This window comes from Streptomyces sp. NRRL F-4489, from assembly GCF_001509485.1.
Lineage (GTDB): Bacteria > Actinomycetota > Actinomycetes > Streptomycetales > Streptomycetaceae > Streptomyces.
The window spans coordinates 1-21,614 of sequence record NZ_LLZI01000268.1; the positions used below are offsets into that span (position 1 = coordinate 1).

The following is a 21,614-nucleotide window of genomic DNA, read 5'->3' on the forward strand; positions in this document are numbered from 1 at the left end:
CCAGCGCGAACTGGGCGTCCCCGCCGCGCTGTTCCCGCTGCTGCCGCTGGGCACCGCGGCGGTCTTCCTGCTGCTCGCGGTGCCGCTGGGCGCCCTCGCCGACCGGGTTGGCCGCGGCCGGCTCTTCCTCGCCGGGCACGCCGCGCTGCTCCTGGCGTACGGGCTGGTCCTCGCGCCCGCGCGCGGGCTGCCCGTCGTCCTCGCGGTGCTCGTCCTGCACGGCGCGTTCTACGCCGCCACCGACGGCGTACTGGCCGCCGCCACCGCCGGGGTGGTGCCGCCCGAGCGGCAGGGCGCCGGACAGGCCCTGGTGGGCACCGGCCAGGCACTGGCCCGCTTCGTGTGCTCCCTGGTGTTCGGGGCGGCCTGGACCCTGTGGGACGGGCGGACCGCGCTGGCGGTGGCCGCCGTGGCGCTGGCGGCCGCCGCCCTGACCGCCACCCGTCTGCTCCGCACCGCCGACCGCCCCCAGGAAGGACCCCGATGACCCGCCGCACCCGCCTGGCCGTGCTCCTGCTCGCGGTCGCCGTGCTGGCCGCCGTAGGCACCGCGGCGGTCCTGCGGGCCGCCGGCCGCTCCGCCGACCGCGACCACCAGCAGGCCGGCGGCCCACCCGTCCACCCCGGTCCGGTCTCCCTCCAGCCCACCAGCGACCGGCAGTTGCTGGTCCGCAACCTCGCCTGGGGCCCGCACCGCGACGAGATCACCGCCGTCCCCGCCGACCGCCCCACCGGCCCCCGCACCGCCTCCGGCCTGCACTGCCTGCGCTTCCACGCCGCGGCCGGCACCGGCATCTGCCTCCAGGCCGAACGCGGCGCGCTCACCGACACCTACCGCGCGCTGGTCCTCGACTCCCGCCTCCGCGTCCGGCACCGCTTCCCGGCCCCCGGCATCCCCACCCGGGCCCGGGTCTCCCCCTCCGGCCGCACCGTCGCCTGGACCGTCTTCGTCAGCGGCGACTCGTACGCCGGCACCGCCTTCTCCACCCGCACCGCGATCGCCGACACCCGCACCTGGGCCCTCGACGACAACCTGGAGGACTACGCCGTCACCAAGGACGGCCGCCCGTACCACGCCGCCGACACCAACGTCTGGGGCGTCACCTTCGCCGACGACACCCGCTTCTACGCCACCCTGGCGACCGGCGGCCGCACCTACCTCGTCCGCGGCGACCGCGCCGCCCGCACCCTGACCACCCTGCACACCAACGTCGAATGCCCCTCCCTCTCCCCCGACCGCACCCGCGTCGCCTACAAGAAACGAGTCCCCGGCGCCTCCCCCGACGCCCCCTGGCGCCTCTACGTCCTCGACCTCGCCACCGGCCACGAGACCCCCACCGCCGAACACCGCACCATCGACGACCAGGCCCTCTGGTCCTCCGCCCACACCCTCGTCTACGCCCTCCCCGGCGACTACGGCTCCGACCTGTGGACCGTCCCCGCCGACGGCACCGGCACCCCCCGCCGCCTCATGCCGTCCGCGGTCGCCCCCGCGTACATCGAGCCCGCGGCGCACCCCTAGCCCCGCCGCCGGCTCCGCCCGCCGCGCGGCAGCCGCTCCCCCACCTCCCCCACCGCCAGATCACGCGCCAGCGACACCTGCGAGAGCAGCACCGCGCCCCACAGGACCAGCCCGCAGCCCAGCGCCTCCGGGACCAGCCACCAGCCGGCCCGCACCCGCTCATCGAACAGCGTCACCCCCAGGGACAGGCTGACCAGCGCGTCCCCCAGGGTCAGCACCGGCTGCGAGGCGGTCAGCGGCCCGGACTGCATGGCGTTCTCCATCAGGAACAGCGCCACCATCCCGGCCACCACGAACCCGTAGCTCTGCCAGGCCGTGAAGAACCCGCCCGCCCCGCCCTGCTTCCAGGCATGCGTGGCGTCCTTCAGCAGCGCCGCGGTCAGCGCGTACGCGACCGCGGTGCCCGCCCCGAACAGGGCGGCCCGCACGCTGCCGGCCCCGCGCCGCAGCCCCGCGCCGACGCTGACGGCCATCACCGCGGCGCACACCACCAGCGCCGGCACCCAGCTGCCGAGCGCCGCGTGGTCCCGCCCCGCGCCGGGCGCCGCCGCCGCGAGCGCCGTGCCCAGCCCGACGACCAGCAGCGCCACCCCCGCCCAGCCGCGCCGGGACACCCGCCGGGGCAGCCCGCCCAGCAGCATCCGCCCGAGCAGCAGCGCCAGCGGCAGCTCCATCACGAAGAGCGGCTGCACGACGGAGAGCGCGCCGAACGACAGCGCGAGCGCCTGCAAGCAGGCGGCCGGCAGCACCATGAGCATGCCGACCAGCCATACCGCGCGGTGCAGCAGATCGGCGATCAGCCCGAGCCTGAGCCGCGCCGAGACCGGCACGGTACGGGCCGCGCGGCGCTGGAGCACGACGGACAGTGCGTTGCAGGCCGCCGCCAGCAGCGCGGAGACGACGGCCGCCCATGTGGCCACGCGCCCACCTCTTTCCTTACCCGGCGCCCCGGCGCCCACGGTCACCCCGCCGCCACCGTCGTCCCGACGCCACGGTCGCCCCGACGCTAACCGCAGCCCGGGCGGGCCGCCCGGCACGCGCGCGCGAGGGTTCCCCCTGTCGTTCATCCGCGTGACACCCCGGCGCGCCGCTTGGCGCCTGGCCTCCGGGCCCGCACGGTGGGGGCGTGTGCCGTTCCGCTCCGCTCCTCGCCGCCGTTGTCCTGACCGCCGCGGTCGCCACCACCGGCTGCACGGTGGCTTCGCCGGCCTTCCGCACGGTTGCCCCTGGGTGGCCGTCGTCCCACGTTGTCGGCTTTCCCGCCGCGGGTTGCGTTTCGTGTGCGCCTGCGGCGCGGGCTTCGATTCCGCTGCGCGGGGCCGGTTCGCTGCGCTTGGCCGGGTGACCACGTTGTTGGCTTTCCCGCCGTGGGGGGCTTTCCTGTGCGCCTGCGGCGCATTGCTTGTATTCCGCTGCGCGGGGCTTTCGGGGTGCGGTGACGGGTCTTCGGGGGTGGTGTGTCGGACTGCTGTCGCTTTACGTCCGACACACCACCCCCGAAGACCCGCCACCTCCCGCCGGTGGGTGAGTTTCCAGGCCGGTGGGGGCTGGCGTAAGTGGGTCGGTGCGGCTCGTCTCGTTGAGGGTGAGCGCCCGGCAACCAGTGACGAGCCGCACCGGCCCACCGTGTTCGGCCCCAACGGACAGGTGAATTGACCCCCGTCGGGAGGGGACGGGTCTGCGGGGTGGGGGTGTGCCGGACGTAAAGCGAAGCAGTCCGGCACACCCCCACCCCGCAGGCCCGGCACCGCTGCCGACCAGCGCCGCAAGGCGCAAACGAAACGCCCCCCGCGGCGGGGCAGCCAGCAACGTGGGGATCAACGACGCCGCGAAATGGCGTCAACCGCCGCCCATGCGAAGGTCATCGCGGGCCCAATCGTCGCCCCCGGCCCGGGATACGTCGCGCCCATGACCGCCGCCGAGACGTTACCGGCGGCGTACAGACCGTCGAGCGGCGTCCCATCCGGCCGCAGAACGCGCGCGTCCGCGTCGATGACCAGGCCCCCCTTGGTCCCGATGTCCCCGGGATGGACGGGGATCGCGTAGAACGGCGGCTTCGTGAGGGGGGCGAGGTTGGGATTGGGGAGCGTGGGGTCCCCGTAGTAGCGGTCGTAGACGCTCTCGCCGCGGCGGAAGTCGTCGTCCCGGCCCGCGCACGCGAACCCGTTGAAGCGGTCGAGGGTGGCCGCGAGGCGATCGGCCGGGATGCCGGTGGTCTCGGCGAGGGCGGCGACCGAGCCGGCCTTCTTGACGAAGCCGCTGTCGAGCCATTTGCGGGGGAACGGCTGGCCGGGGAAGAGGCCCAGGAAGAGGTAGCGGGCCTTGGCGCGCGCGTCGAGGATGAGCCAGGACGGGACGGTGGACGCCTCCTCCGTGTGCGCGGCGTACATCGCGTCGACGAACTCGTGGTACGGCGCGGCCTCGTTGGCGTAGCGGTCGCCGGCCTGGTTGACGATGACCATGCCGGGGATGCCGCGGTCGGCGACGAGGAAGAAGGGGCGTTCGCCGGGCGGGCAGACGGAGGGGGCGCCCCAGACCTTGTCCAGCAGGTCGGTGGCGGCGCCGGCCTCGATGCCGAGCTGGAGGGCGTCGCCGGTCTGGCCCTCGGAGGCGGAGGACCAGGCGGCGGAGGTGGGGGCGGGCAGGTGCTTCTCGCGCAGCTCCTGGTTGTGGGAGAAGCCGCCGGAGGCGAGGATCACGCCGCCGGTGGCGCGGATGGTGACGTCGCGGCCGTGGCGGCGGGCGTGGACGCCGGTGATCCGGCCGTTCTCCTCGACCAGGCCGGTGAGCGGTGTCGACAGCCACAGGTCCCCGCCGAGCGCGGCGAGCGAGTACCGCATCCGGGCGATCAGGGCCTCGCCGAGGGAGAGCGGTTTCGCGCCGGTGGCCAGGGCCTTGGCGGCGCGCAGGCCGACCTTGACGGAGGCGCGGCGACCGGCCCAGGTGCGGGCCACCATGTTGAGGTAGCGGAAGTCGTAGCTGGTGATGGTCAGGCCGTAGGTGGGCAGACCGGCCCGGCGCATGGTGCCGCGCTGTTCGGGGGTGAGGGAGGTGAAGTCGAAGACGGCGGGTTCGATGGACCGGCCCTGCGGGTAGCCGCCGAGGCGCTCGGGGAAGTAGTCGGAGTAGCCGGGGGTGTAGACGAAGCGGACGGCGGTGCGGTCGTGGAACTCCCGCACCATACGCGGCCCGTGGGTGAGGTAGGCGTCCTTGAGGGCGTCGGGGACGCGGTCGCCGACGGTGGCGTCGAGGTAGGCGCGGGCCTTCTCGGGGGTGTCGCCGAGGCCGGCCGCGTCGAGGTGGAAGTTGGTGGGGACCCAGATCGCGCCGCCGGACAGGGCGGTGGAGCCGCCGTAGCGGTCGGTCTTCTCGATGATGAGGGGGCGCAGGCCGCGCAGCCGGGCGGTGAGCGCGGCGGCGAAGCCGGCCGCGCCGGATCCGGCGATCACGACGTCGTAGGTGTGGTCCCAACTGTCTTTCATGGCAGCTCCGTTGGTGCGGTGAAAGGTCGGCGGTCGGTCAGCGGACGGTGACCGCGGCGTGGCTGAGGACGATCGCGTCGTCGCGGTCCGGGGCGGTGGCGCGGAGCAGGTAGCCGTTGCCGCCGGGGTGGTCCCATACGTGCAGCCGCAGGGTCTCGCCGGGGAAGAAGACGCCGGCGAAGCGGGTGCGGCAGCCGGTGACGCGGCCGGGGTCGGAGCGCAGCAGCCGGTCGGTGACGGCCTTGACGGCCATGCCGAAGGTGCACAGGCCGTGCAGGATGGGGCGGTCGTAGCCGGCCGCGCGGGCGGTGGCGGGGTCGGCGTGCAGCGGGTTCCAGTCGCCGGTCAGCCGGTAGAGCAGGGCCTGCTGGCGCAGGGTGGGGAGGTCGAAGACGTGGTCGGGGGCCCGGTCGGGGACGGGGGTGGGGTCGGCGGGGCCGCGGTCGCCGCCGAAGCCGCCGGCGCCGTGCACGAAGATGTGGTTGCGCTGGGTCAGCAGCGGCTGTTCGTCCTCGTCGAGGAGGGTGGACTCCTGGATGATGACGGCGGCCCGGCCCTTGTCGTACACGGCCGGGACGCGGGTGACGGCGGTGGCGCGGGCGGCGGCGGGCAGCGGGCGGTGCACGGTGATCTCCTGGCCGCCGTGCAGCGCCCGCGCCAGGTCGACGCGGACGCCGGGCAGGTCGAAGACCTGGAAGCCGATACCGCCGGTGCCGCCGGCGACGGTGCCGAAGGTGGGCAGCACGGCCAGGCCGCGGGTGTGCCGTTCGTAGACGTAGGCCAGTTCGCGGTCGTCGGTCTCGGGGACGCCGGCGCCGAGCGCGAGGTGGTAGAGCCGGACGTCGCGGTCGTCCCAGGTGACCTCGGTGCGGACCGGGGGCGCGGCGATGACGCGGGCCGCGTCGATCGGCGGTGCGGCGTCCTGGCTCAGTACGGGGTCGCCCATCAGAAGGCTCCCGTCGCGTAGCCGCCGCGGAAGTACAGCAGCGGGGTGCCGTCCTCGCGGGCGGTGAGGTCGAGGACCCGGCCGGTGACGAGGAGGTGGTCGCCGGCCTCGTGGACGGCTTCCAGGGCGCAGTCGACGGTGGCCAGCGCGCCGTCGAGGTGGACGGTGCCGTGCGGGGTGGCGCTCCAGGGCAGGGCGGCGAACTTGTCGGTGCCGGGCGCGGCGAGCGCGGCGCACGCGTCCCGGTGCTCCTCGGCGAGGATGCTGACCGCGAAGTGCCCGGCGGCGGCGATCTTCGGCCAGCTGGTGGAGCCCTTGCCGACGCAGAGCAGGATCAGCGGCGGGTCGAGGGAGAGCGAGGCGAAGGACTGGCAGGCCAGGCCGGCCGGTTGGCCGTCCGGGCCGAGCGCGGCGACCATGGTGATACCGCTGGCGAAGCGGCCGAGGACGTCGCGGAACGCGCCGGGTTCGATCAGCCGTTCCACTGGTGGCCCCAGAAGCTGTCGGCGGTGATTTCCTTGGTGACCCAGGTGGCGGGGTCCACGATCAGGCCGTCCCAGCCGTACTCGACCTGGAAGCCGCCGGGCGCCTGGGCGTAGAAGGAGACCATGTGGTCGTTGGTGTGGCGGCCGAGGGAGGAGGCGATGGGGACGCCGGCCTGGCGCATGCGGTCCAGGCAGAAGCCGACGTCGTTCAGGGTTTCCAGTTCGACCATGAAGTGGACGATGCCGGGCGGCAGGGCGCCGGGGTAGAGGCCGAGGCTGTGATGGCGGGGGTTGGGGCTGAGGAAGTTCATCCAGTAGTGGTCGCGGCCGGGTTCGCCGGTCGGGACGGCGGCCGGGGGGAGTTTCATCCGGTCGCGGAGCTGGAAGCCGAGCAGGTCCTCGTAGAAGGTGAGGGCGGCGGCCATGTCGGGGGCGGGCAGGACGACGTGGCCGAGGCCGAGGTGGTCGCCGGTGACGAAGCGGTTGCCGTAGGGGGTGCCGAGCGGGGTGTGGTCCTGGGCCTGGCCCCAGTAGATCTCCAGGGGGTTGCCGGCCGGGTCGGCGCAGTGGATCAGACCCTGGACGCGGCGGTCGGCGAGGGTGGCGTCGTCGGCGTGCTTGACGGTGACGCCGGCGGCCTCCAGTTCGGCGGCGGCCTCGGCGAGCGCGGCGGCGCCGGCCACCTCGAAGCCGGCCGCGAGCAGCCGGTCCTGTTCACCGGTCTCGAAGGAGAGGCGGCGGATCCGGTCGTCGATCCGGACGTGCAGCACCTCGTCGGTGCTGCCCTCGGCCTCCACCATGCCGAGGAGGTCGAGGGCGTAGCGGCGCCACTCGGCGAGGCGGGCGGTCTCGATGCGCAGATAGCCCAGCGAACGGATGTCCATGGACGTGCCTTTCGATGGTGTGGCGTCAGTGCCGGAAGAAGTCGAGGGCGAGGCGGTTGAACTCGTCGAACCGCTCGGTCTGCGCCCAGTGGCCGCAGTGCGGGAAGACGTGCAGCCGGGCGTCGGGGATGGTCTTGAGGGCGACGAGGGCGCCGTCGAGCGGGTTGACGCGGTCCTCCCGGCCCCAGGTGAGCAGGGTGGGGTGGGTGATGCGGTGGGCCTCGCGCCAGAGCATGGTGTCGGCCGGCCACTTGGCGAACGAGGCGGCCATCCGGTCGTTGCCGAGCTTGGCCTCGGGGTCGATGGCCCGGGAGTAGCGCTCCTCGACGAACTCGTCGGTGACCAGGGCCGGGTCGTAGGCGAGGGTGGTGAGGAAGTCGCGCATCATGGCGCGGGTGGGTTCGGTGGTGCCGTTGAAGGCGAAGAGCTTCTTGATGCCTTCGGTGGGGTCGGGGGCGAAGAGGTTGACGGAGATGCCGCCGGGGCCCATCAGCAGGAGCTTGGCCACCTTGCCGGGGTGGTTCAGCGCCATGCGGGTGGCGGTGCCGCCGCCGAGCGAGTTGCCGATGAAGTGGGCTTTCTCCAGGCCGAGTTCGTCCATGAGGGCGGCGACGGCGTCGGCGGCGAAGGAGAAGAAGTCCTTGGTGGGCTCGGGTTTGTCGGAGGCGCCGTAGCAGGGCTGGTCGACGAGCAGGGTGCGGAAGTGCTCGGCGAAGACCGGCAGGTTGCGGCCGAAGTTGGACCAGCCGGAGGCGCCGGGGCCGCCGCCGTGCAGCATGATCACGGCGGGCGCGGCGGGGTCGCCGGCCTCGTTGTAGTGGAGGGTGAGGCCGCCGGCGGTGGCGGTCTTGGAGGTCTTCTCGTAGGTGAGGTCGTCCGGGGTGCTCACAGCATCGTGTCCTGGATGTCGAGGCCGAGGGCGCCCTGTCCGTAGAGGGACAGTGCCCGTTCGGGGTCGTTGGCGGCGTGGCCGCGGCCGGTGTGGACGTCGCGCCAGGCGCGCTGGACGGGGTTGGGGCCGGTGCGCATGGCGCTGCCGCCGGCGTTCTCCATCAGCAGGTCCACGGCGGCCACCGCGCGTTCGGTGGCCAGCACCTGGTCGCGGCGGGCGCGGGTGCGCAGGGTCATCGGCAGGTCCTCGCCGCGTACCACCCGCTCGTACATATCGCCGATGTTGCGGGTGAGCTGGAGCCAGGCGGCGTCGATGTCGCTGGCCGCGCGGGCGATCCGGACGTGCGCGAAGGGGTCGTCGGCGACCTTCTGGCCGTAGGAGACCCGGAAGCGTTCGCGGGTGGCGGCGACATAGCCGTCGTGGGCGCCCTGGGCGATGCCGACGATGGGGGTGGAGATGGTGGTGGTGAAGACCGCGGCGTAGGGGAGGCGGTAGAGGGGTTCGGGGTTGGTGCGGTGGCCGGGACAGTCCCGGGCGCTGACCGGGCCGAAGCCGAGGGCGCGGTGCTCGGGGACGAAGACGTCGTCGGCGACGATGTCGTTGCTGCCGGTGCCGCGCAGGCCGACGGTGTCCCAGACGTCGATGATGCGGTAGTCGGCGCGCGGGACGAGGAAGGTGTAGACCTCGACGGGCTTGCCGCCGTCGTCGGTGACCAGGCCGCCGAGCAGCGCCCAGTCGGTGTGGTCGCAGCCGGAGGAGAAGTGCCAGCGGCCGGAGATCCGGAAGCCGCCGGGCACCGCGGTGACCTGGCTGGTGGGGGCGTAGGAGGAGCTGATCCGGGTGTGCGGGTTCTCGCCCCAGACCTCGTCCTGGGCCCGGCGGTCGTAGAGCGCGACGTGCCAGGGGTGCACGCCGACGACGGAGGCGACCCATCCGGTGGAGCCGCACGCCTGGGCGATCTCCCGGACCGCGCGGTAGAAGACCAGCGGGTCGGCGGCGAGTCCGCCGTAGGCGCGTGGCTGGAGGAGCTGGAAGAAGCCGGTTTCGGCGAGGTCCTTGATGGAGGCGTCGGGCACCCGGCGCAGGCTTTCCGCCTCGGCGGCGCGTTCGCGCAGGGTGGGTGCCAGTTCGCGGACCGCTGCGAGTACGTCGTCGTCGCGCATGCGCATCCCCTCTCGGTTCGTGAGGTAGGGCCCCTGCCGCGCCGTCCCGCGGCAGGGGTGGCAGGAACCTACGCTTTACTATTCCGAAACGAAATACCCTCTTCCCACTCAGCGGGAGGGCTGGCAACGTTCCCGGCAACCCGCGAAAGCCCGGCACCCGGCCGCCATGCAGGCCCGGACCTGGGGTTTCGCCGTTCCTGTGGGAGGTGTGCCGATGCCGGAGCAGTCCGCCGGAGGTGACTGTCCGCCGCTGTCGCTGCTGGAGAAGGCCGCGCGGGTGATGAACGCGTTCAGCAGTACCGACGCCCGGCTGACCCTGACCGAGGTGGTGCGGCGCTCGGGCGTCCCGCGCTCCTCGGCGCACCGCATCCTGGAGCAGCTGCTCGGGCTGCGCTGGCTGGAGCGGGAGGGCCGCGGCTACCGCCTGGGCATGGGCGTCCTGGAGCTGGGCGCGCTCGCCGCGCACCACCACCGGCTGCGCCGCGCGGCCCTGCCGCATCTGCACGAGCTGCACGAGGCCACCGGCCATCTGGTGCACCTGGCGGTGCTGGACGGCGCCGAGGTGGTGCACGTGGCGCGGATCGGCGGGGCGGCGGACACCGCGGTGCCCACGCGGGTGGGCGGCCGGCAGCCGGCGTACTGCACCGCGTCCGGGAAGGCGATCCTGGCGTTCGGCGACGACGCGGTGGTGGAGCAGGTGGTGCGGCGCGGTCTGCGGCCCCGCACCCCGCGCACCATCTGCCGGCCCGAGGTGCTGCGCAGCGAACTGGCGGCGGCGCGGTCGCGCGGGGTGGCCTACGACCACGAGGAGGCGTACCGGGGGGTGTCCTGCGTGGCGGCGCCGCTGCGCGGGGCGGGCCGGGCGATCGGCGCGGTCTCGCTCTCCGGGAACGGCGCGCACCGCGACCTGGACCGGCTGGCCCCGGCGGTCGCGGACTGCGCCCGCACGGTATGGCGCGCCCTGTTCGGCCCGGGCCGGCGCACCACCCGCCCGCACCGCCCCGCCGAGGCACCCCATCCGGGCCCGGTGCTGTCCCCGGCGGCGATGGCCAACACCCTGGCCTGGCTGCGCGACAGCGAGTGGGTGTGAGGCGGTCGGGGTTACCCGGACGAACGGCGGAGCGGGGGCCGCCCGTAGCGACCCCCGCCCCTCAGCTGTCACCGACCCTCAGCTGTAGCTGATCTCCACCTCACCGCCGACCGCCCGCGCCTGGCACGCCAGGACGTACCCCTCGGCGAGATCGGCCGCGTCCAGCACCTCGTTGCGGTCCATCGTCACCTCGCCGCTGACCACCCGGCAGGTGCAGGCGGCGCAGGCACCTTCCCGGCAGGAGTACGGGGCATCGACCCCGGCGGCCAGCAGCGCGTCCAGCAGCGGAGTGCCGGCCGGCCAGCGGACCTCGTGGACGGTGCCGTCGAGCTCCACCCGCGCGGTGGCACCGTCGGCGCCCGCGTCATCCGCCGGACCGGTCCCCTCGAACGCCGCCGCCCCGCTGAGCGAGAAGAACCGCTCCCGGTGCACCCGTTCGCGGGGCGCGCCCAGGCTCCGCAGGGCCAGTTCCACGGCGTCCATCAGCGGCCCCGGCCCGCACAGATACGCCTCGTGCCCGGCGTACGGGGCGAGCACGGCGGCCAGCCGGGCCGGGTCGGGCAGCCCCTGGAGGCTCTCCAGCCAGTGCAGGACGAGCAGCCGGTCCGGGAAGTCCTCGGCCAGTTCCCGCAGTTCGCCGCGGAAGATCACGGCGGACTCGGCGCGGTTGGCGTAGAGCAGGACGACCCGGGCGGTGCCCCGGGTGAGCGCGGACTTCAGCACCGACATCACCGGCGTGATGCCGCTGCCGCCGGCGATCAGCAGCAGATCGGTGTCCAGACCGGCCGGGGTGAAGGTGCCGGCCGGCGCCAGCACCTCCAGCTCGGCACCGGGCCGGGCGTGGTCGCACAGCCAGTTGGAACCGTGCCCGCCCGGGACCCGTTTGACGGTGACCTTCATCGGCTCCCCGGTGTCCGGCGAGCTGGCGAGCGAGTAGCAGCGCGCCGCCACTCCCCCGTCCCGCCCCGGCAGCTTGAACGTGAGGAACTGCCCTGGCGCGTAAGGAAGTTGATGCTCGGCATCGAAGACCAGCGACCGGGCGTCCGCCGTCTCCTCAACCACCTCGGCGATCCGCAGCCGGTGGGTGCGCGGCTCAGGCATCGGCCACCGCCGGCGCCGTGCCCGGTACGGGATTGCCGTCCTTGTCGGCTATCACCAGGGTGCCGTCGGCCACCGCGCGGGCGATGCTCTCCCGCAGCGCCTCGCAGGAGCGGACCCGGGCGCTGGGCTCCCCGGCCGCGACCCGCTCCCCGATCCGGGGGCAGACCTCGGCGGCGTCGCCGGTCCACTGCACCTGGGTGTGGGCGGGGCTGTACTTCTCGCACAGGACCTCGTTGCCGCAGGTCCGGCAGGTTACGGGCCGCACGGTCAGGCCCCGGCCGCGCGGCGGGCGAGGTTGCCGGCGACCTCCGCGCGCCAGGCCGTGTTGGCCCGTTCGGTGTCGATCTCGAATTCGAAGCGGCGCACCATCTCGTCCTTGACGTCGGCGGCATCGACGTAGAACTGCTCGTACCAGCGGCGGAGCTGGTAGACCGGCCCGTCCTCCTCGGTGAGCAGCGGGTTGTCGATGCGGGTCTTGTTCTGCCAGATCTCCACGTCCTGCTCGAAGCCCACCTTCAGGCCCTCGGACGCGAGGCGGGCGGCCTCGGCGGCCTCCTCGTCGGACATGCCGGGCAGCTTCTTGATGATCGCGCCGTACATCAGCACGAAGCTGTTGGCGTCGACGGGGTAGTGGCAGTTGATGAGCACGGACTCCATCTCGACGCCGGCGCCGACATCGGTCCACAGCTTGTCGATCATGTACGAGGGACCGAAGTACGAGGCGTCGGATCGCAGGTCGCCGACCGAGGAAGGCGTGCTGATGTCGATGTCCTCGCGCGGCGAGGACTCCATGTACTGGGTGGCGATATGCCCCTCGAAGACGTTCTTGAAGTACGTCGGGAAGGAGTAGTGGATGTAGTAGAAGTGCGCCATGTCGACGACGTTGTCGACGATCTCCCGGCAGTTGGAGTTCTCCACCCGCAGGGTGTTCCAGGACCAGGCGGACCAGTCGGGGTGCCCGGCGCCCTCGATCTCGGGGATGGTCACCTCGGGCGGCGGCGGATTGCCCTCGGGGTCGTGCCAGACGTAGAGCTGCTGGTTGCGCTCCAGGGTCGTCCAGGCACGGGTGCGGGCGCGCGGCGGGACCCGGCGGGCGTACGGGATACCGGCGCAGCGGCCGTTGCCGGACCAGCGCCAGTCATGGAACGGACAGGCGACGGTGTCGCCCTTGACGCTGCCGCGCGCGAGGTTGCCGCCCATGTGCGGACAGTAGGCGTTCAGGACGTGCAGCGCGCGGTCCTCCTCGCCCTGGAAGACCACGAGTTTGGTGCCGAACGCCTCGATCTCGTGCGGCCGGCCGTCCTTGAAGGTGTCCGCGAGCCCCAGGCAGTGCCAGCCCCGGGCGAACCGGGTGGGCGGCGCGGCCGCCTCGATGACACGGGCCTCTTCGTTGAGTGCGGTCATCGTTCTCTCCCTGCTACTTCTGCGCCGCGAGTTCTACGGCGATGTCGATGAGCTGGTCCTCCTGGCCGCCGACGAGGCGGCGTTCGCCCGCGCGGAGCAGGATCTGGGCGGCGGGGACGCCGTAGCGCTCGCCCTGCCGGAAGGCGTGCTTGAGGAAGCTGGAGTAGACCCCGGCGTGGCCCATCAGGAGGGCGAGCCGGTCGAGTTGGCACTCGCCGTCCATGACCGGGCGGACCACGTCCTCCGCCGCGTCGATGATCTTCAGAACGTCGATACCGGTACGGATCCCCATCTTGGCGCAGACCGCGACCAGCGCCTCCACCGCGGTGTTGCCGGCCCCCGCACCCAGCCGCCGGGTGGACCCGTCGATCTGCCGCGCACCGGCCTGAATGGCAGCAATCGAATTCCCGGTCCCCAACGCCAGATTCTCGTGCCCGTGGAACCCCACCTGGGCGTCGTCACCCAACTCCGCGACCAGCGCCTGAACCCGCGCGGTGACATCATCCATCACCATCGCACCGGCCGAATCCACCACATAGACGCACTGGCAGCCGGCATCGGCCATGATCCGCCCCTGCCTGGCCAGCGCCTCCGGAGTGGTGGAGTGCGCCATCATCAGAAAGCCGACGGTCTCCAGCCCCATCTCCCGCGCCAGCCCGAAGTGCTGGACGGCGATATCCGCCTCGGTGCAGTGGGTGGCGATCCGGCAGACGGTCGCGCCGTTGCCGTGCGCGGCCCGGATGTCGTCCTTCACCCCGAGCCCCGGCAGCATCAGAAACGCGATCTTCGCCCGCCGCGCGGTCTCCACCGCGGCCTTGATCAGTTCCTGCTCCGGAGTCTTCGAGAACCCATACGTGAACGACGACCCGCCCAGCCCGTCACCGTGCGTCACCTCGATGACAGGCACGCCGGCATCATCCAGCGCCCCCACCACGGATCGCACCTGCTCCACCGTGAACTGATGCCGCTTCGCGTGCGAACCGTCCCGCAGCGAGGAGTCGGTGACGCGGATGTCGAGGGTGTCGGAGTAGCTCTTCATGCCTGGATGCCCATGCCCTTCGCGAACTCCTCGCCGACCTTGGTGGCGGCGGCGGTCATGATGTCGAGGTTCCCGGCGTACGGCGGGAGGAAGTCGCCCGCGCCCTCGACCTCCAGGAAGACGGCGACCCGGGCCATCCCGCCGTTGACCACCGACGGGTCGTCGAACTGCGGCTCGGAGCGCAGCCGGTAGCCGGGCACATAGGTGGCGACCTGCTCGGCGACCTCCTTGACGGACTGCGCGATGGCGTCCCGGTCGGCGTCCTCGGGGATCGAGCAGAAGACCGTGTCGCGCATGATGACCGGCGGTTCGGCCGGGTTGAGGATGATGATCGCCTTACCGCGCCCGGCGCCGCCGATCTCCTCGATGCCCCGCGCGGTGGTACGGGTGAACTCATCGATATTGGCCCGCGTCCCCGGCCCGGCCGACACCGAGGCCACCGACGCGACGATCTCCGCGTACGGAACGGGCACCACCCGCGAGACGGCGTACACCATCGGGATGGTGGCCTGCCCCCCGCACGTGATCATGTTGACGTTGCCGGCGTCCCGGTGCGCGCTGAGGTTGGCCGGCGGGACGACGGCGGGGCCCACGGCGGCCGGGGTGAGGTCGATGGCCTTGATGCCGCGTTCGGCGTAGCGGGGGGCGTTGGCGCGGTGGACGCCGGCGGAGGTGGCCTCGAAGACCAGATCCGGCGTCTCGTCCTGGGCGAGCAGCCAGTCCACGCCCTCGTGACTGGCCTCGATCCCGGCGCGGCGCGCCCGGGCCAGTCCTTCGCTCTCCGGATCGACGCCGATCATCCAGCGGGGTTCGATCAGCTCCGAGCGCCGGAGTTTGTAGAGCAGGTCGGTGCCGATGTTGCCGGAACCGACGATGGCCGCGGTGGCCTTGGTCGTGCGGGTCATCATCACCTCGGGTGAAGGAGGGCTGAGGGGGCCCGAGGGCGCGTCCTCAGATGAACGAGAGCGAGACCGGGCCGAGCCCGGAGAAGTCAGCGGTGAAGGTCGCACCGGGGGCGACGTCCACGGCGCGGGTGCAGGAACCGGGCAGCACCAGATGCCCCTTCTTCAGAGGCACCCCGAAACGGGCCACGGTCCGGGCGAGCCAGGCAACGGCGACCGCCGGATCCCCGAGCACGGCGTCACTGCGCCCCTCGGCGATCAGCTCATCGCCGCACCGCAACACGGCATCAATGGCCTTGAGATCCAGCTCACCCGGATCACGCCCCTCACCGATCACATACCCGGCGGACGAGGCGTTGTCCGCGACCGTATCCGGCAACGTGATCCGCCAGTCAGAAATCCGGCTGTCGATCAACTCAAGAGCCGGCACCACACGTTCGGTCGCCGCCAGCACATCGGCCACCGCGCACCCCTCGCCGGGCAGATCGTCGCCGAGCACGAAGCCGACCTCGACCTCGATGCGCGGGGCGCAGTAGCGGGCAAGGGAAACAGCGGTGCCGGAGTGCAGCTCCATATCGTCCAGCAGATGGCCGTAGTCGGGCTCGTCGACGCCCATCATCCGCTGCATGACCGGTGAGGACAGTCCGACCTTGTGGCCGGTGACGGTGGCGCCCGCCCGTTGCCGCTCCCGGATGTTGATCAGCTGGATCTCGTACGCGTCCTCGGCGTCCATCCCGCCGAACGTCTCGGTGAGCGGGTCAACGGGCCGGCCGGCGCGCTCCGCGTCACGCAACCGCCGTGCCGCGAGGTGCCGTTGGTGGTCCGTGAGCATGGGGTCCTCCGCGGGCCGGGGGTAGGTCTGTGCCCGGAGGCTAAGCGCGACGACGAACGCACGGGGAGCGCGCGTTCCCGCTCAGCGGGAATTCCCCCCCACCAACCTATTCCGATCCGAAACACCAACCCCTCCCCCACCAACCCGCACCAACCCACCCACAGCACCCCCACCCACCGAACATCACCCACCCACGGGAGGGGACGGGCCGGAGGGGGTGGTGTGCCGGACGTAAAGCGAAGCAGTCCGGCACACCACCCCCTCCGGCCCGTCACCGCACCCCAAAAGCCCCGCGCAGCGGCTCCAGCGCCGCAGGCGCAAAAAACCACCCACGGCGGGAAAGCCGACAGCGTGGGAGTCAGGCCAAGCGCAGCGAACCGGCCCCGCGCAGCGGCTCCAGCGCCGCAGGCGCAAAAACAACCACGACGGGACAGCCGACAACGTGGGAAGCCAGCCAAGCGCAGCGAACCGGCGGGAAAGCCGACAACGTGGGAGTCAGGCCAAGCGCAGCGAACCGGCCCCGTACACCGGCCCCGGCACCGCCGACTCCGCCAGCAGCTTCCGGGCCACCCCACCCACCTCATCCGGGGCCCACCGGGCCCCCTTGTCGGCCGTCGGCCCGGGCCGCCACCCCTCCATCACCGTGATGCGGCCCCCCTCCGCCTCGAAGACCCGCCCGGTGACCCCGGCACTGTCACCGGAGGCCAGCCACACCACCAGCGGCGAAACGTTCTCCGGCGCCATCGCGTCGAACTCACCGTCCTCCGGCGCGGCCATCGTGTCGGCGAACGTCTGCTCCGTCATCCGCGTACGGGCCGCCGGCGCGATCGCGTTGACCTGCACGCCGTAACGCCCCATCTCGGCCGCGGCGACAAGCGTCAGCCCGAGGATGCCGGCCTTGGCGGCGGAGTAGTTGCCCTGCCCGACGCTGCCCAGCAGCCCGGCGCCGGAGCTGGTGTTGACGACCCGGGCGTCCGGCGTCCGCCCGGCCTTGGCCTCGGCGCGCCAGTGCGCCGCGGCATGCTTCAGCGGCAGGAAGTGCCCCTTGAGATGGACCCGCATCACCGCGTCCCAGTCGTCCTCGGCGAGGTTGACCAGCATCCGGTCGCGCAGGAACCCGGCGTTGTTGACCAGGGCGTCCAGCCGGCCGAACGCGTCCAGGGCGGTGGCGACGAGCGAGGCGGCGCCCTCCTCGGTGGTGATGTCGCCGGTGTGCGCGGTGGCCCGCCCGCCGCGGGCGCGGATCTCCTCGACGACCTGCTGGGCGGGCCCGGCCGAGGCCCCGGCGCCATCGGCCGCGACCCCGAGGTCGTTGACGACGACGGCGGCCCCTTCGGCGGCCAGGGCGAGGGCGTGGGCGCGGCCCAGCCCGCGGCCGGCCCCGGTGACGACGGCGACGCGTCCAGCGCATATTCCGGTCATATCAGGACTCCTCAGTGTGACTGATGGTTTCAACGCGACTGACGATTTCGACGCAATTGGCGTTTCAGGCTCACTTGACGTTTTCAACGCGATTGACGGTCGCGGCCTCCAGAAACGCCGGCCGCTCCCCACCCCCGTGGACCAGCAGACTGGCCCCGCTGACGTACCCGGCCCGCCCCGACGCGAGGAACACGCACGCGTCGCCGATCTCCGCCGGCTCCGCGAGCCGCCCGAGCGGCACGGTCGCGCCGACCGCCGCGACCCCCGCCTCGTCCCCGTAGTGCAGCGCCGACAGCTCGGTGCGGACCATCCCCAGGACGAGGGTGTTGACGCGGACCAGGGGCGCCCATTCGACGGCCATGGAGCGGGCGAGGTTCTCCAGCCCGGCCTTGGCGGCGCCGTAGGCGGCGGTGCCGGGCGAGGGCCGGGTGCCGCTGACGCTGCCGATCATGATGACCGAACCGCCCTGCGGCTGGCCGCGCATCACCTCGTACGCGGCGAGCGAGGCGGTCATCGGGGCGGTGAGATTGAGCTCGACGACCCGGGCGTGGCGCTCGGCGGCGCTCTCGCCGAGCAGCCGGTAGGGCGTGCCGCCGGCGTTGTTGACCAGGCAGTCCAGCCGCCCGTGGTCGGTGGCGACGCGGGCGAAGAACTCCCGCACCGCGGCCGGTTCTCGCAGGTCGACGGGGTGGAAGCGGGCGGTGCGGCCGACCTCGGCGACCGGTTCGTCGGGGGGCCGCCGGGCGCAGACGATGACCTCCGCGCCGGCCCGGAGGAAGGCGCGGGCGATGCCGGCGCCGACGCCCCGGGTGCCGCCGGTGACGACGGCGACCTGTCCGGTGAGATCGAGGATCAGGGACAACTGGTACCTCCCGCGGCGGGCGATCCGCTGCTAACTTCGCTACCTAACAAACGCTTGGTGGAAAGGTAGCTGATCTGCTCATGGGTGTCTCCACCTCCGCACCCGACCAGGGCGTCGCGGTCGTCACCGCGGACTTCCCCCCGGTCAACGCGCTGCCCGTACAGGGCTGGTACGACCTCGCCGACGCGGTACGGGCCGCCGGCCGCGACCCCGCCGTGCGCTGCGTCGTACTGGCCGCCGCGGGCCGCGGCTTCAACGCCGGCGTCGACATCAAGGAGATGCAGCGGGACACCGCCGCGGGCGGCCACGGGGCGCTGATCGGCGCCAACCGCGGCTGCGCCGAGGCGTTCGCCGCGGTCTACGAGTGCGAGGTGCCGGTGGTCGCCGCGGTGCAGGGCTTCTGCCTGGGCGGCGGCATCGGCCTGGTCGGCAACGCCGACGCCATCGTGGCCAGCGACGACGCCACGTTCGGGCTGCCGGAGCTGGACCGCGGCGCGCTGGGCGCCGCCACCCACCTGGCCCGGCTCGTCCCGCAGCACCTGATGCGCGCGCTGTACTACACCTCCCGGACCGCCACCGCGCAGGAGCTCCACGCGCACGGCTCGGTCTGGCGGGTCGTCCCGCGCGCCGGACTGCACGACGCGGCCCTGGAACTGGCCCGGGAGATCGCCCGCAAGGACGGCTATCTGCTCCGGCTCGCCAAGGCCGCCATCAACGGCATCGACCCGGTGGACGTCCGCCGCAGCTACCGCTTCGAGCAGGGCTTCACCTTCGAGGCCAACCTCAGCGGCGTCGCCGACCGGGTGCGTGACACCTTCGGCGGCGCCGGGCACACGGAAGGACCGGATCGACCGTGACCGACAAGACCATGACCCCCGAGGACGTCGTGGCGCGGCTGCACAGCGGCATGACCCTGGGCATCGGCGGCTGGGGCTCGCGCCGCAAGCCGATGGCCCTGGTCCGCGCGCTGCTCCGCTCCGACGTCACCGACCTGACGGTGATCTCCTACGGCGGTCCCGACGTGGGCCTGCTGGCCGCCGCCGGGAAGATCCGCAAGCTGGTCACCGCGTTCGCCACGCTGGACTCGATCCCGCTGGAGCCGCACTTCCGCGCGGCCCGCGAGTCCGGCGCGTTCGGCCTCATGGAGATCGACGAGGCGATGTTCATGTGGGGGCTGCACGCCGCCGCCAACCGGCTGCCGTTCCTGCCGGTCCGGGCCGGCCTCGGCTCGGACGTGATGCGGGTCAACCCCGAGCTGAAGACGGTGACGTCGCCGTACGAGGACGGGGAGACGCTGGTGGCGATGCCGGCGCTGCGGATGGACGCGGCGCTGGTCCACGTCAACCGCGCCGACCGGCTCGGCAACGGCCAGTACCTCGGCCCGGACCCGTACTTCGACGACCTGTTCTGCGAGGCGGCGGACACCGCGTACGTCTCCTGCGAACGGCTCGTGGACGCGGGCGGCTTCGACGGCGCGCCCCCGCAGACGCTGCTGGTCAAACGGCATGCCGTCACCGGTGTCGTGGAGACGCCCAACGGCGCGCACTTCACCTCCTGCGTACCGGACTACGACCGCGACGAGGCGTTCCAGAAGCTCTACGCGGGCACGCCCTGGCCAAAGTTCGCCGAGCGGTTCCTGCGCGGCGACGAGAAGAGCTACCAGCAGGCCGTCCAGACCTGGCACGAGGAGACGCGATGACCAGCCGCGCCGAATACTGCGTGATCGCCTGCGCCGACGCCTGGCGCGGCGACGGGGAGGTACTGGCCAGCCCGATGGGCATCGTGCCGGGTCTGGGCGCCCGGCTCGCCCGGCGCACCTTCGCCCCCGACCTGCTGCTGACCGACGGCGAGGCGATGCTCGTCGACGCGGACGGCCGGCCCGAGGGCTGGCTGCCGTACCGCCAGCACCTGACCATGGTCACCGGCGGGCGGCGGCACGTGATGATGGGCGCCAGTCAGCTCGACCGCTACGGCAACCAGAACATCTCCTGCATCGGTGACTGGGAGCGGCCCGCCCGGCAGCTCCTCGGCGTGCGCGGAGCGCCGGTCAACACCCTGAACAATCCGACGAGTTACTGGGTCCCCCGGCATTCGCCGCGGGTGTTCGTGGAGAAGGTCGACATGGTCTGCGGGGTGGGCTACGACCGGGCGGCGGCCGCCGGGCCGTCCGCCACCCGCTACCACCGCATCCCCCGCGTCGTCAGCAACCTCGGTGTGTTCGACTTCGCCACCCCCGACCACCGCATGCGCCTGGCCTCGCTGCACCCCGGCGTCACCGTCGCGGAGGTGCGGGACGCCACCGGCTTCGCGCTCGCCCTCCCGGACGAGATCCCGTACACCCGGGAGCCGTCCGAGGAGGAGCTGCGGCTGATCCGCGAGGTGCTGGACCCGCGGGGGCTGCGCGACCGCGAGGTGCCGGCATGAGCCGGGAGGCCGCACCGGCCACCGGAAGCGACCCGGACACCGGCGCCGTCCCGGCTCTCGCCACCCCGCTGACCGAGCTGACCGGCGTCCGGTACCCGATCGTGCAGACCGGGATGGGCTGGGTGGCCGGCCCCCGGCTGGTCTCCGCCACCGCCGAGGCGGGCGCGCTGGGCATCCTCGCCTCGGCGACCATGACGCCCGGCCAGCTGCGGTCGGCGGTCCGCGAGGTCAAGTCCCGTACGGACCAGCCGTTCGGCGTCAATCTGCGGGCCGACGCGGGCGACGCGGCGGACCGGGTGCGGATCATCATCGAGGAGGGCGTCCGGGTCGCCTCGTTCGCGCTGGCGCCTTCCCGGGAGCTGATCGCCCGGCTCAAGGACGCCGGGGTGGTGGTGATCCCGTCCATCGGGGCCCGGCGGCACGCCGAGAAGGTCGCGGCCTGGGGCGCGGACGCGGTCGTCGTCCAGGGCGGCGAGGGCGGCGGGCACACCGGGAGCGTGGCCACCACGGTGCTGCTCCCGCAGGTCGTGGACGCGGTGGACATCCCGGTGATCGCCGCGGGCGGCTTCTTCGACGGCCGCGGCCTGGTCGCCGCGCTCGCCTACGGGGCCGCCGGGATCGCCATGGGCACCCGCTTCCTGCTGACCTCCGACAGCACCGTGCCGCCGGCCGTCCAGGACCGCTATCTGGCCGCCGCGGTCACCGACGTCACCGTCACCACCAAGGTGGACGGGCTGCCGCACCGGATGCTGCGCAGTGAGCTGGTCCGGACGCTGGAGCGGTCCGGGCGGGCGTCCGCGCTGGTGCGGGCGGTGCGGCACGCCGCGTCGTTCCGCAAGCTGTCCGGTCTGAGCTGGTCGCGGATGGTGCGCGACGGACTGGCGATGAAGCACGGCAAGGACCTGACGTGGAGTCAGGTGCTGCTGGCGGCCAACACCCCGATGCTGCTCAAGGCGTCGATGGTGGACGGCCGCACCGACCTCGGCGTGATGGCCTCCGGCCAGGTCGCCGGGGTGATCGAGGACCTTCCCTCGTGTGCCGAACTGGTCGCCCGGATCATGACCGAGGCGCACCGCACGCTGGCGGGCCTGCCCCGCTGACCGGCCACCCGGGCGCGGACCGGCCCACGGCCCGCGCCCGGGCCCCTTCCCCCGGGCCCCTTCAG

22 protein-coding genes are annotated in these 21,614 nt (G+C 73.0%); 7 read left to right on the forward strand and 15 right to left on the reverse strand.

The features are described 5' to 3' along the window. Nucleotides 1-487 (forward strand): MFS transporter (locus tag ADL22_RS28620; RefSeq protein ID WP_159048736.1); only part of this gene is annotated, 487 nt, incomplete at its 5' end. After that, entirely contained in the window at nucleotides 484-1,521 is a 1,038-nt protein-coding gene (locus ADL22_RS28625; RefSeq protein WP_066986098.1) for a TolB-like translocation protein, read from the forward strand. The genes ADL22_RS28620 and ADL22_RS28625, both read left to right, overlap by 4 nt. On the opposite strand, the gene ADL22_RS28630 is transcribed toward ADL22_RS28625, so the two are convergent. From ADL22_RS28630 to hsaA, 7 genes are all read right to left on the reverse strand, one after another. After that, nucleotides 1,518-2,441, reverse strand: a complete 924-nt coding sequence (locus tag ADL22_RS28630; RefSeq protein WP_066986113.1) for a DMT family transporter — start codon at nucleotides 2,439-2,441, stop codon at nucleotides 1,518-1,520. The two genes, ADL22_RS28625 and ADL22_RS28630, sit on opposite strands and share 4 nt — an antisense overlap. Before the next feature lie 897 nt (nucleotides 2,442-3,338). After that, nucleotides 3,339-5,003, reverse strand: coding sequence for an FAD-dependent oxidoreductase (locus tag ADL22_RS28635; protein WP_066986116.1), 1,665 nt, complete (start codon nucleotides 5,001-5,003; stop codon nucleotides 3,339-3,341). 37 nt (nucleotides 5,004-5,040) lie between these two features. Further along, the gene (locus tag ADL22_RS28640) at nucleotides 5,041-5,949 is read right to left on the reverse strand and encodes a MaoC/PaaZ C-terminal domain-containing protein (RefSeq protein ID WP_066986119.1); all 909 of its coding nucleotides are present in this window, start codon (nucleotides 5,947-5,949) and stop codon (nucleotides 5,041-5,043) included. Beyond that, complete coding sequence (locus ADL22_RS28645) at nucleotides 5,949-6,434, reverse strand: flavin reductase family protein (protein WP_066986122.1); 486 nt, start codon at nucleotides 6,432-6,434, stop codon at nucleotides 5,949-5,951. The genes ADL22_RS28640 and ADL22_RS28645 overlap by 1 nt, the downstream gene beginning before the upstream one ends. Beyond that, complete coding sequence (locus ADL22_RS28650; RefSeq protein WP_066986125.1) at nucleotides 6,422-7,318, reverse strand: VOC family protein; 897 nt, start codon at nucleotides 7,316-7,318, stop codon at nucleotides 6,422-6,424. The genes ADL22_RS28645 and ADL22_RS28650 overlap by 13 nt, the downstream gene beginning before the upstream one ends. 25 nt (nucleotides 7,319-7,343) lie before the next feature. Next, nucleotides 7,344-8,207: a 4,5:9,10-diseco-3-hydroxy-5,9,17-trioxoandrosta-1(10),2-diene-4-oate hydrolase gene (gene hsaD / locus ADL22_RS28655; RefSeq protein WP_066986128.1), complete on the reverse strand. Its 864-nt coding sequence runs from the start codon at nucleotides 8,205-8,207 to the stop codon at nucleotides 7,344-7,346. After that, the gene (gene hsaA / locus ADL22_RS28660; RefSeq protein ID WP_107116424.1) at nucleotides 8,204-9,379 is read right to left on the reverse strand and encodes a 3-hydroxy-9,10-secoandrosta-1,3,5(10)-triene-9,17-dione monooxygenase oxygenase subunit; all 1,176 of its coding nucleotides are present in this window, start codon (nucleotides 9,377-9,379) and stop codon (nucleotides 8,204-8,206) included. The genes hsaD and hsaA overlap by 4 nt, the downstream gene beginning before the upstream one ends. 208 nt (nucleotides 9,380-9,587) lie before the next feature. Here hsaA and ADL22_RS28665 point away from each other — a divergent pair, with 208 nt between their 5' ends. Beyond that, the gene (locus tag ADL22_RS28665; RefSeq protein ID WP_066986130.1) at nucleotides 9,588-10,463 is read left to right on the forward strand and encodes an IclR family transcriptional regulator; all 876 of its coding nucleotides are present in this window, start codon (nucleotides 9,588-9,590) and stop codon (nucleotides 10,461-10,463) included. Nucleotides 10,464-10,541: 78 nt separating this feature from the next. Here ADL22_RS28665 and ADL22_RS28670 read toward each other — a convergent pair whose 3' ends face one another. The 8 genes from ADL22_RS28670 to ADL22_RS28705 form a co-directional block, all read right to left on the reverse strand. Continuing rightward, nucleotides 10,542-11,564, reverse strand: coding sequence for a ferredoxin--NADP reductase (locus ADL22_RS28670; protein WP_066986133.1), 1,023 nt, complete (start codon nucleotides 11,562-11,564; stop codon nucleotides 10,542-10,544). Further along, on the reverse strand, nucleotides 11,557-11,829 hold the full coding sequence (locus ADL22_RS28675; protein ID WP_066986136.1) for a hypothetical protein: 273 nt from the start codon (nucleotides 11,827-11,829) through the stop codon (nucleotides 11,557-11,559). The genes ADL22_RS28670 and ADL22_RS28675 overlap by 8 nt, the downstream gene beginning before the upstream one ends. A 2-nt stretch (nucleotides 11,830-11,831) precedes the next feature. Further along, nucleotides 11,832-12,968 (reverse strand): Rieske 2Fe-2S domain-containing protein, encoded by a 1,137-nt coding sequence (locus ADL22_RS28680; RefSeq protein WP_066986139.1) that lies wholly within the window; start codon nucleotides 12,966-12,968, stop codon nucleotides 11,832-11,834. A gap of 13 nt (nucleotides 12,969-12,981) precedes the next feature. Further along, nucleotides 12,982-14,007 (reverse strand): 4-hydroxy-2-oxovalerate aldolase, encoded by a 1,026-nt coding sequence (gene dmpG / locus ADL22_RS28685; RefSeq protein WP_066986142.1) that lies wholly within the window; start codon nucleotides 14,005-14,007, stop codon nucleotides 12,982-12,984. Beyond that, nucleotides 14,004-14,912 carry an acetaldehyde dehydrogenase (acetylating) gene (locus ADL22_RS28690; RefSeq protein WP_066986145.1) on the reverse strand — a complete coding sequence of 303 codons (909 nt, stop codon included), beginning with the start codon at nucleotides 14,910-14,912 and terminating at the stop codon, nucleotides 14,004-14,006. Before ADL22_RS28690 ends, dmpG begins: the two co-directional genes overlap by 4 nt. A 46-nt stretch (nucleotides 14,913-14,958) precedes the next feature. Beyond that, the gene (locus ADL22_RS28695) at nucleotides 14,959-15,741 is read right to left on the reverse strand and encodes a 2-keto-4-pentenoate hydratase (RefSeq protein ID WP_066986148.1); all 783 of its coding nucleotides are present in this window, start codon (nucleotides 15,739-15,741) and stop codon (nucleotides 14,959-14,961) included. A gap of 495 nt (nucleotides 15,742-16,236) precedes the next feature. Further along, nucleotides 16,237-17,163, reverse strand: a complete 927-nt coding sequence (locus ADL22_RS28700; protein WP_066986151.1) for an SDR family oxidoreductase — start codon at nucleotides 17,161-17,163, stop codon at nucleotides 16,237-16,239. A gap of 70 nt (nucleotides 17,164-17,233) precedes the next feature. Beyond that, entirely contained in the window at nucleotides 17,234-18,025 is a 792-nt protein-coding gene (locus ADL22_RS28705; RefSeq protein ID WP_066986154.1) for an SDR family oxidoreductase, read from the reverse strand. A gap of 80 nt (nucleotides 18,026-18,105) precedes the next feature. Between ADL22_RS28705 and ADL22_RS28710 the strand changes: the two genes are divergently transcribed. The 4 genes from ADL22_RS28710 to ADL22_RS28725 are packed head-to-tail and all read left to right on the forward strand — an operon-like array spanning nucleotide 18,106 to nucleotide 21,549. Beyond that, nucleotides 18,106-18,882 (forward strand): enoyl-CoA hydratase family protein, encoded by a 777-nt coding sequence (locus tag ADL22_RS28710; RefSeq protein ID WP_066986157.1) that lies wholly within the window; start codon nucleotides 18,106-18,108, stop codon nucleotides 18,880-18,882. Beyond that, a complete protein-coding gene (locus tag ADL22_RS28715; protein ID WP_066986160.1) occupies nucleotides 18,879-19,724 on the forward strand; it encodes a CoA transferase subunit A in 846 nt (281 codons plus the stop codon). The genes ADL22_RS28710 and ADL22_RS28715 overlap by 4 nt, the downstream gene beginning before the upstream one ends. Then, complete coding sequence (locus ADL22_RS28720) at nucleotides 19,721-20,449, forward strand: CoA-transferase subunit beta (RefSeq protein ID WP_066986163.1); 729 nt, start codon at nucleotides 19,721-19,723, stop codon at nucleotides 20,447-20,449. The genes ADL22_RS28715 and ADL22_RS28720 overlap by 4 nt, the downstream gene beginning before the upstream one ends. Further along, nucleotides 20,446-21,549 carry an NAD(P)H-dependent flavin oxidoreductase gene (locus ADL22_RS28725; protein ID WP_066986166.1) on the forward strand — a complete coding sequence of 368 codons (1,104 nt, stop codon included), beginning with the start codon at nucleotides 20,446-20,448 and terminating at the stop codon, nucleotides 21,547-21,549. The genes ADL22_RS28720 and ADL22_RS28725 overlap by 4 nt, the downstream gene beginning before the upstream one ends. Nucleotides 21,550-21,614 lie beyond the last annotated feature (65 nt).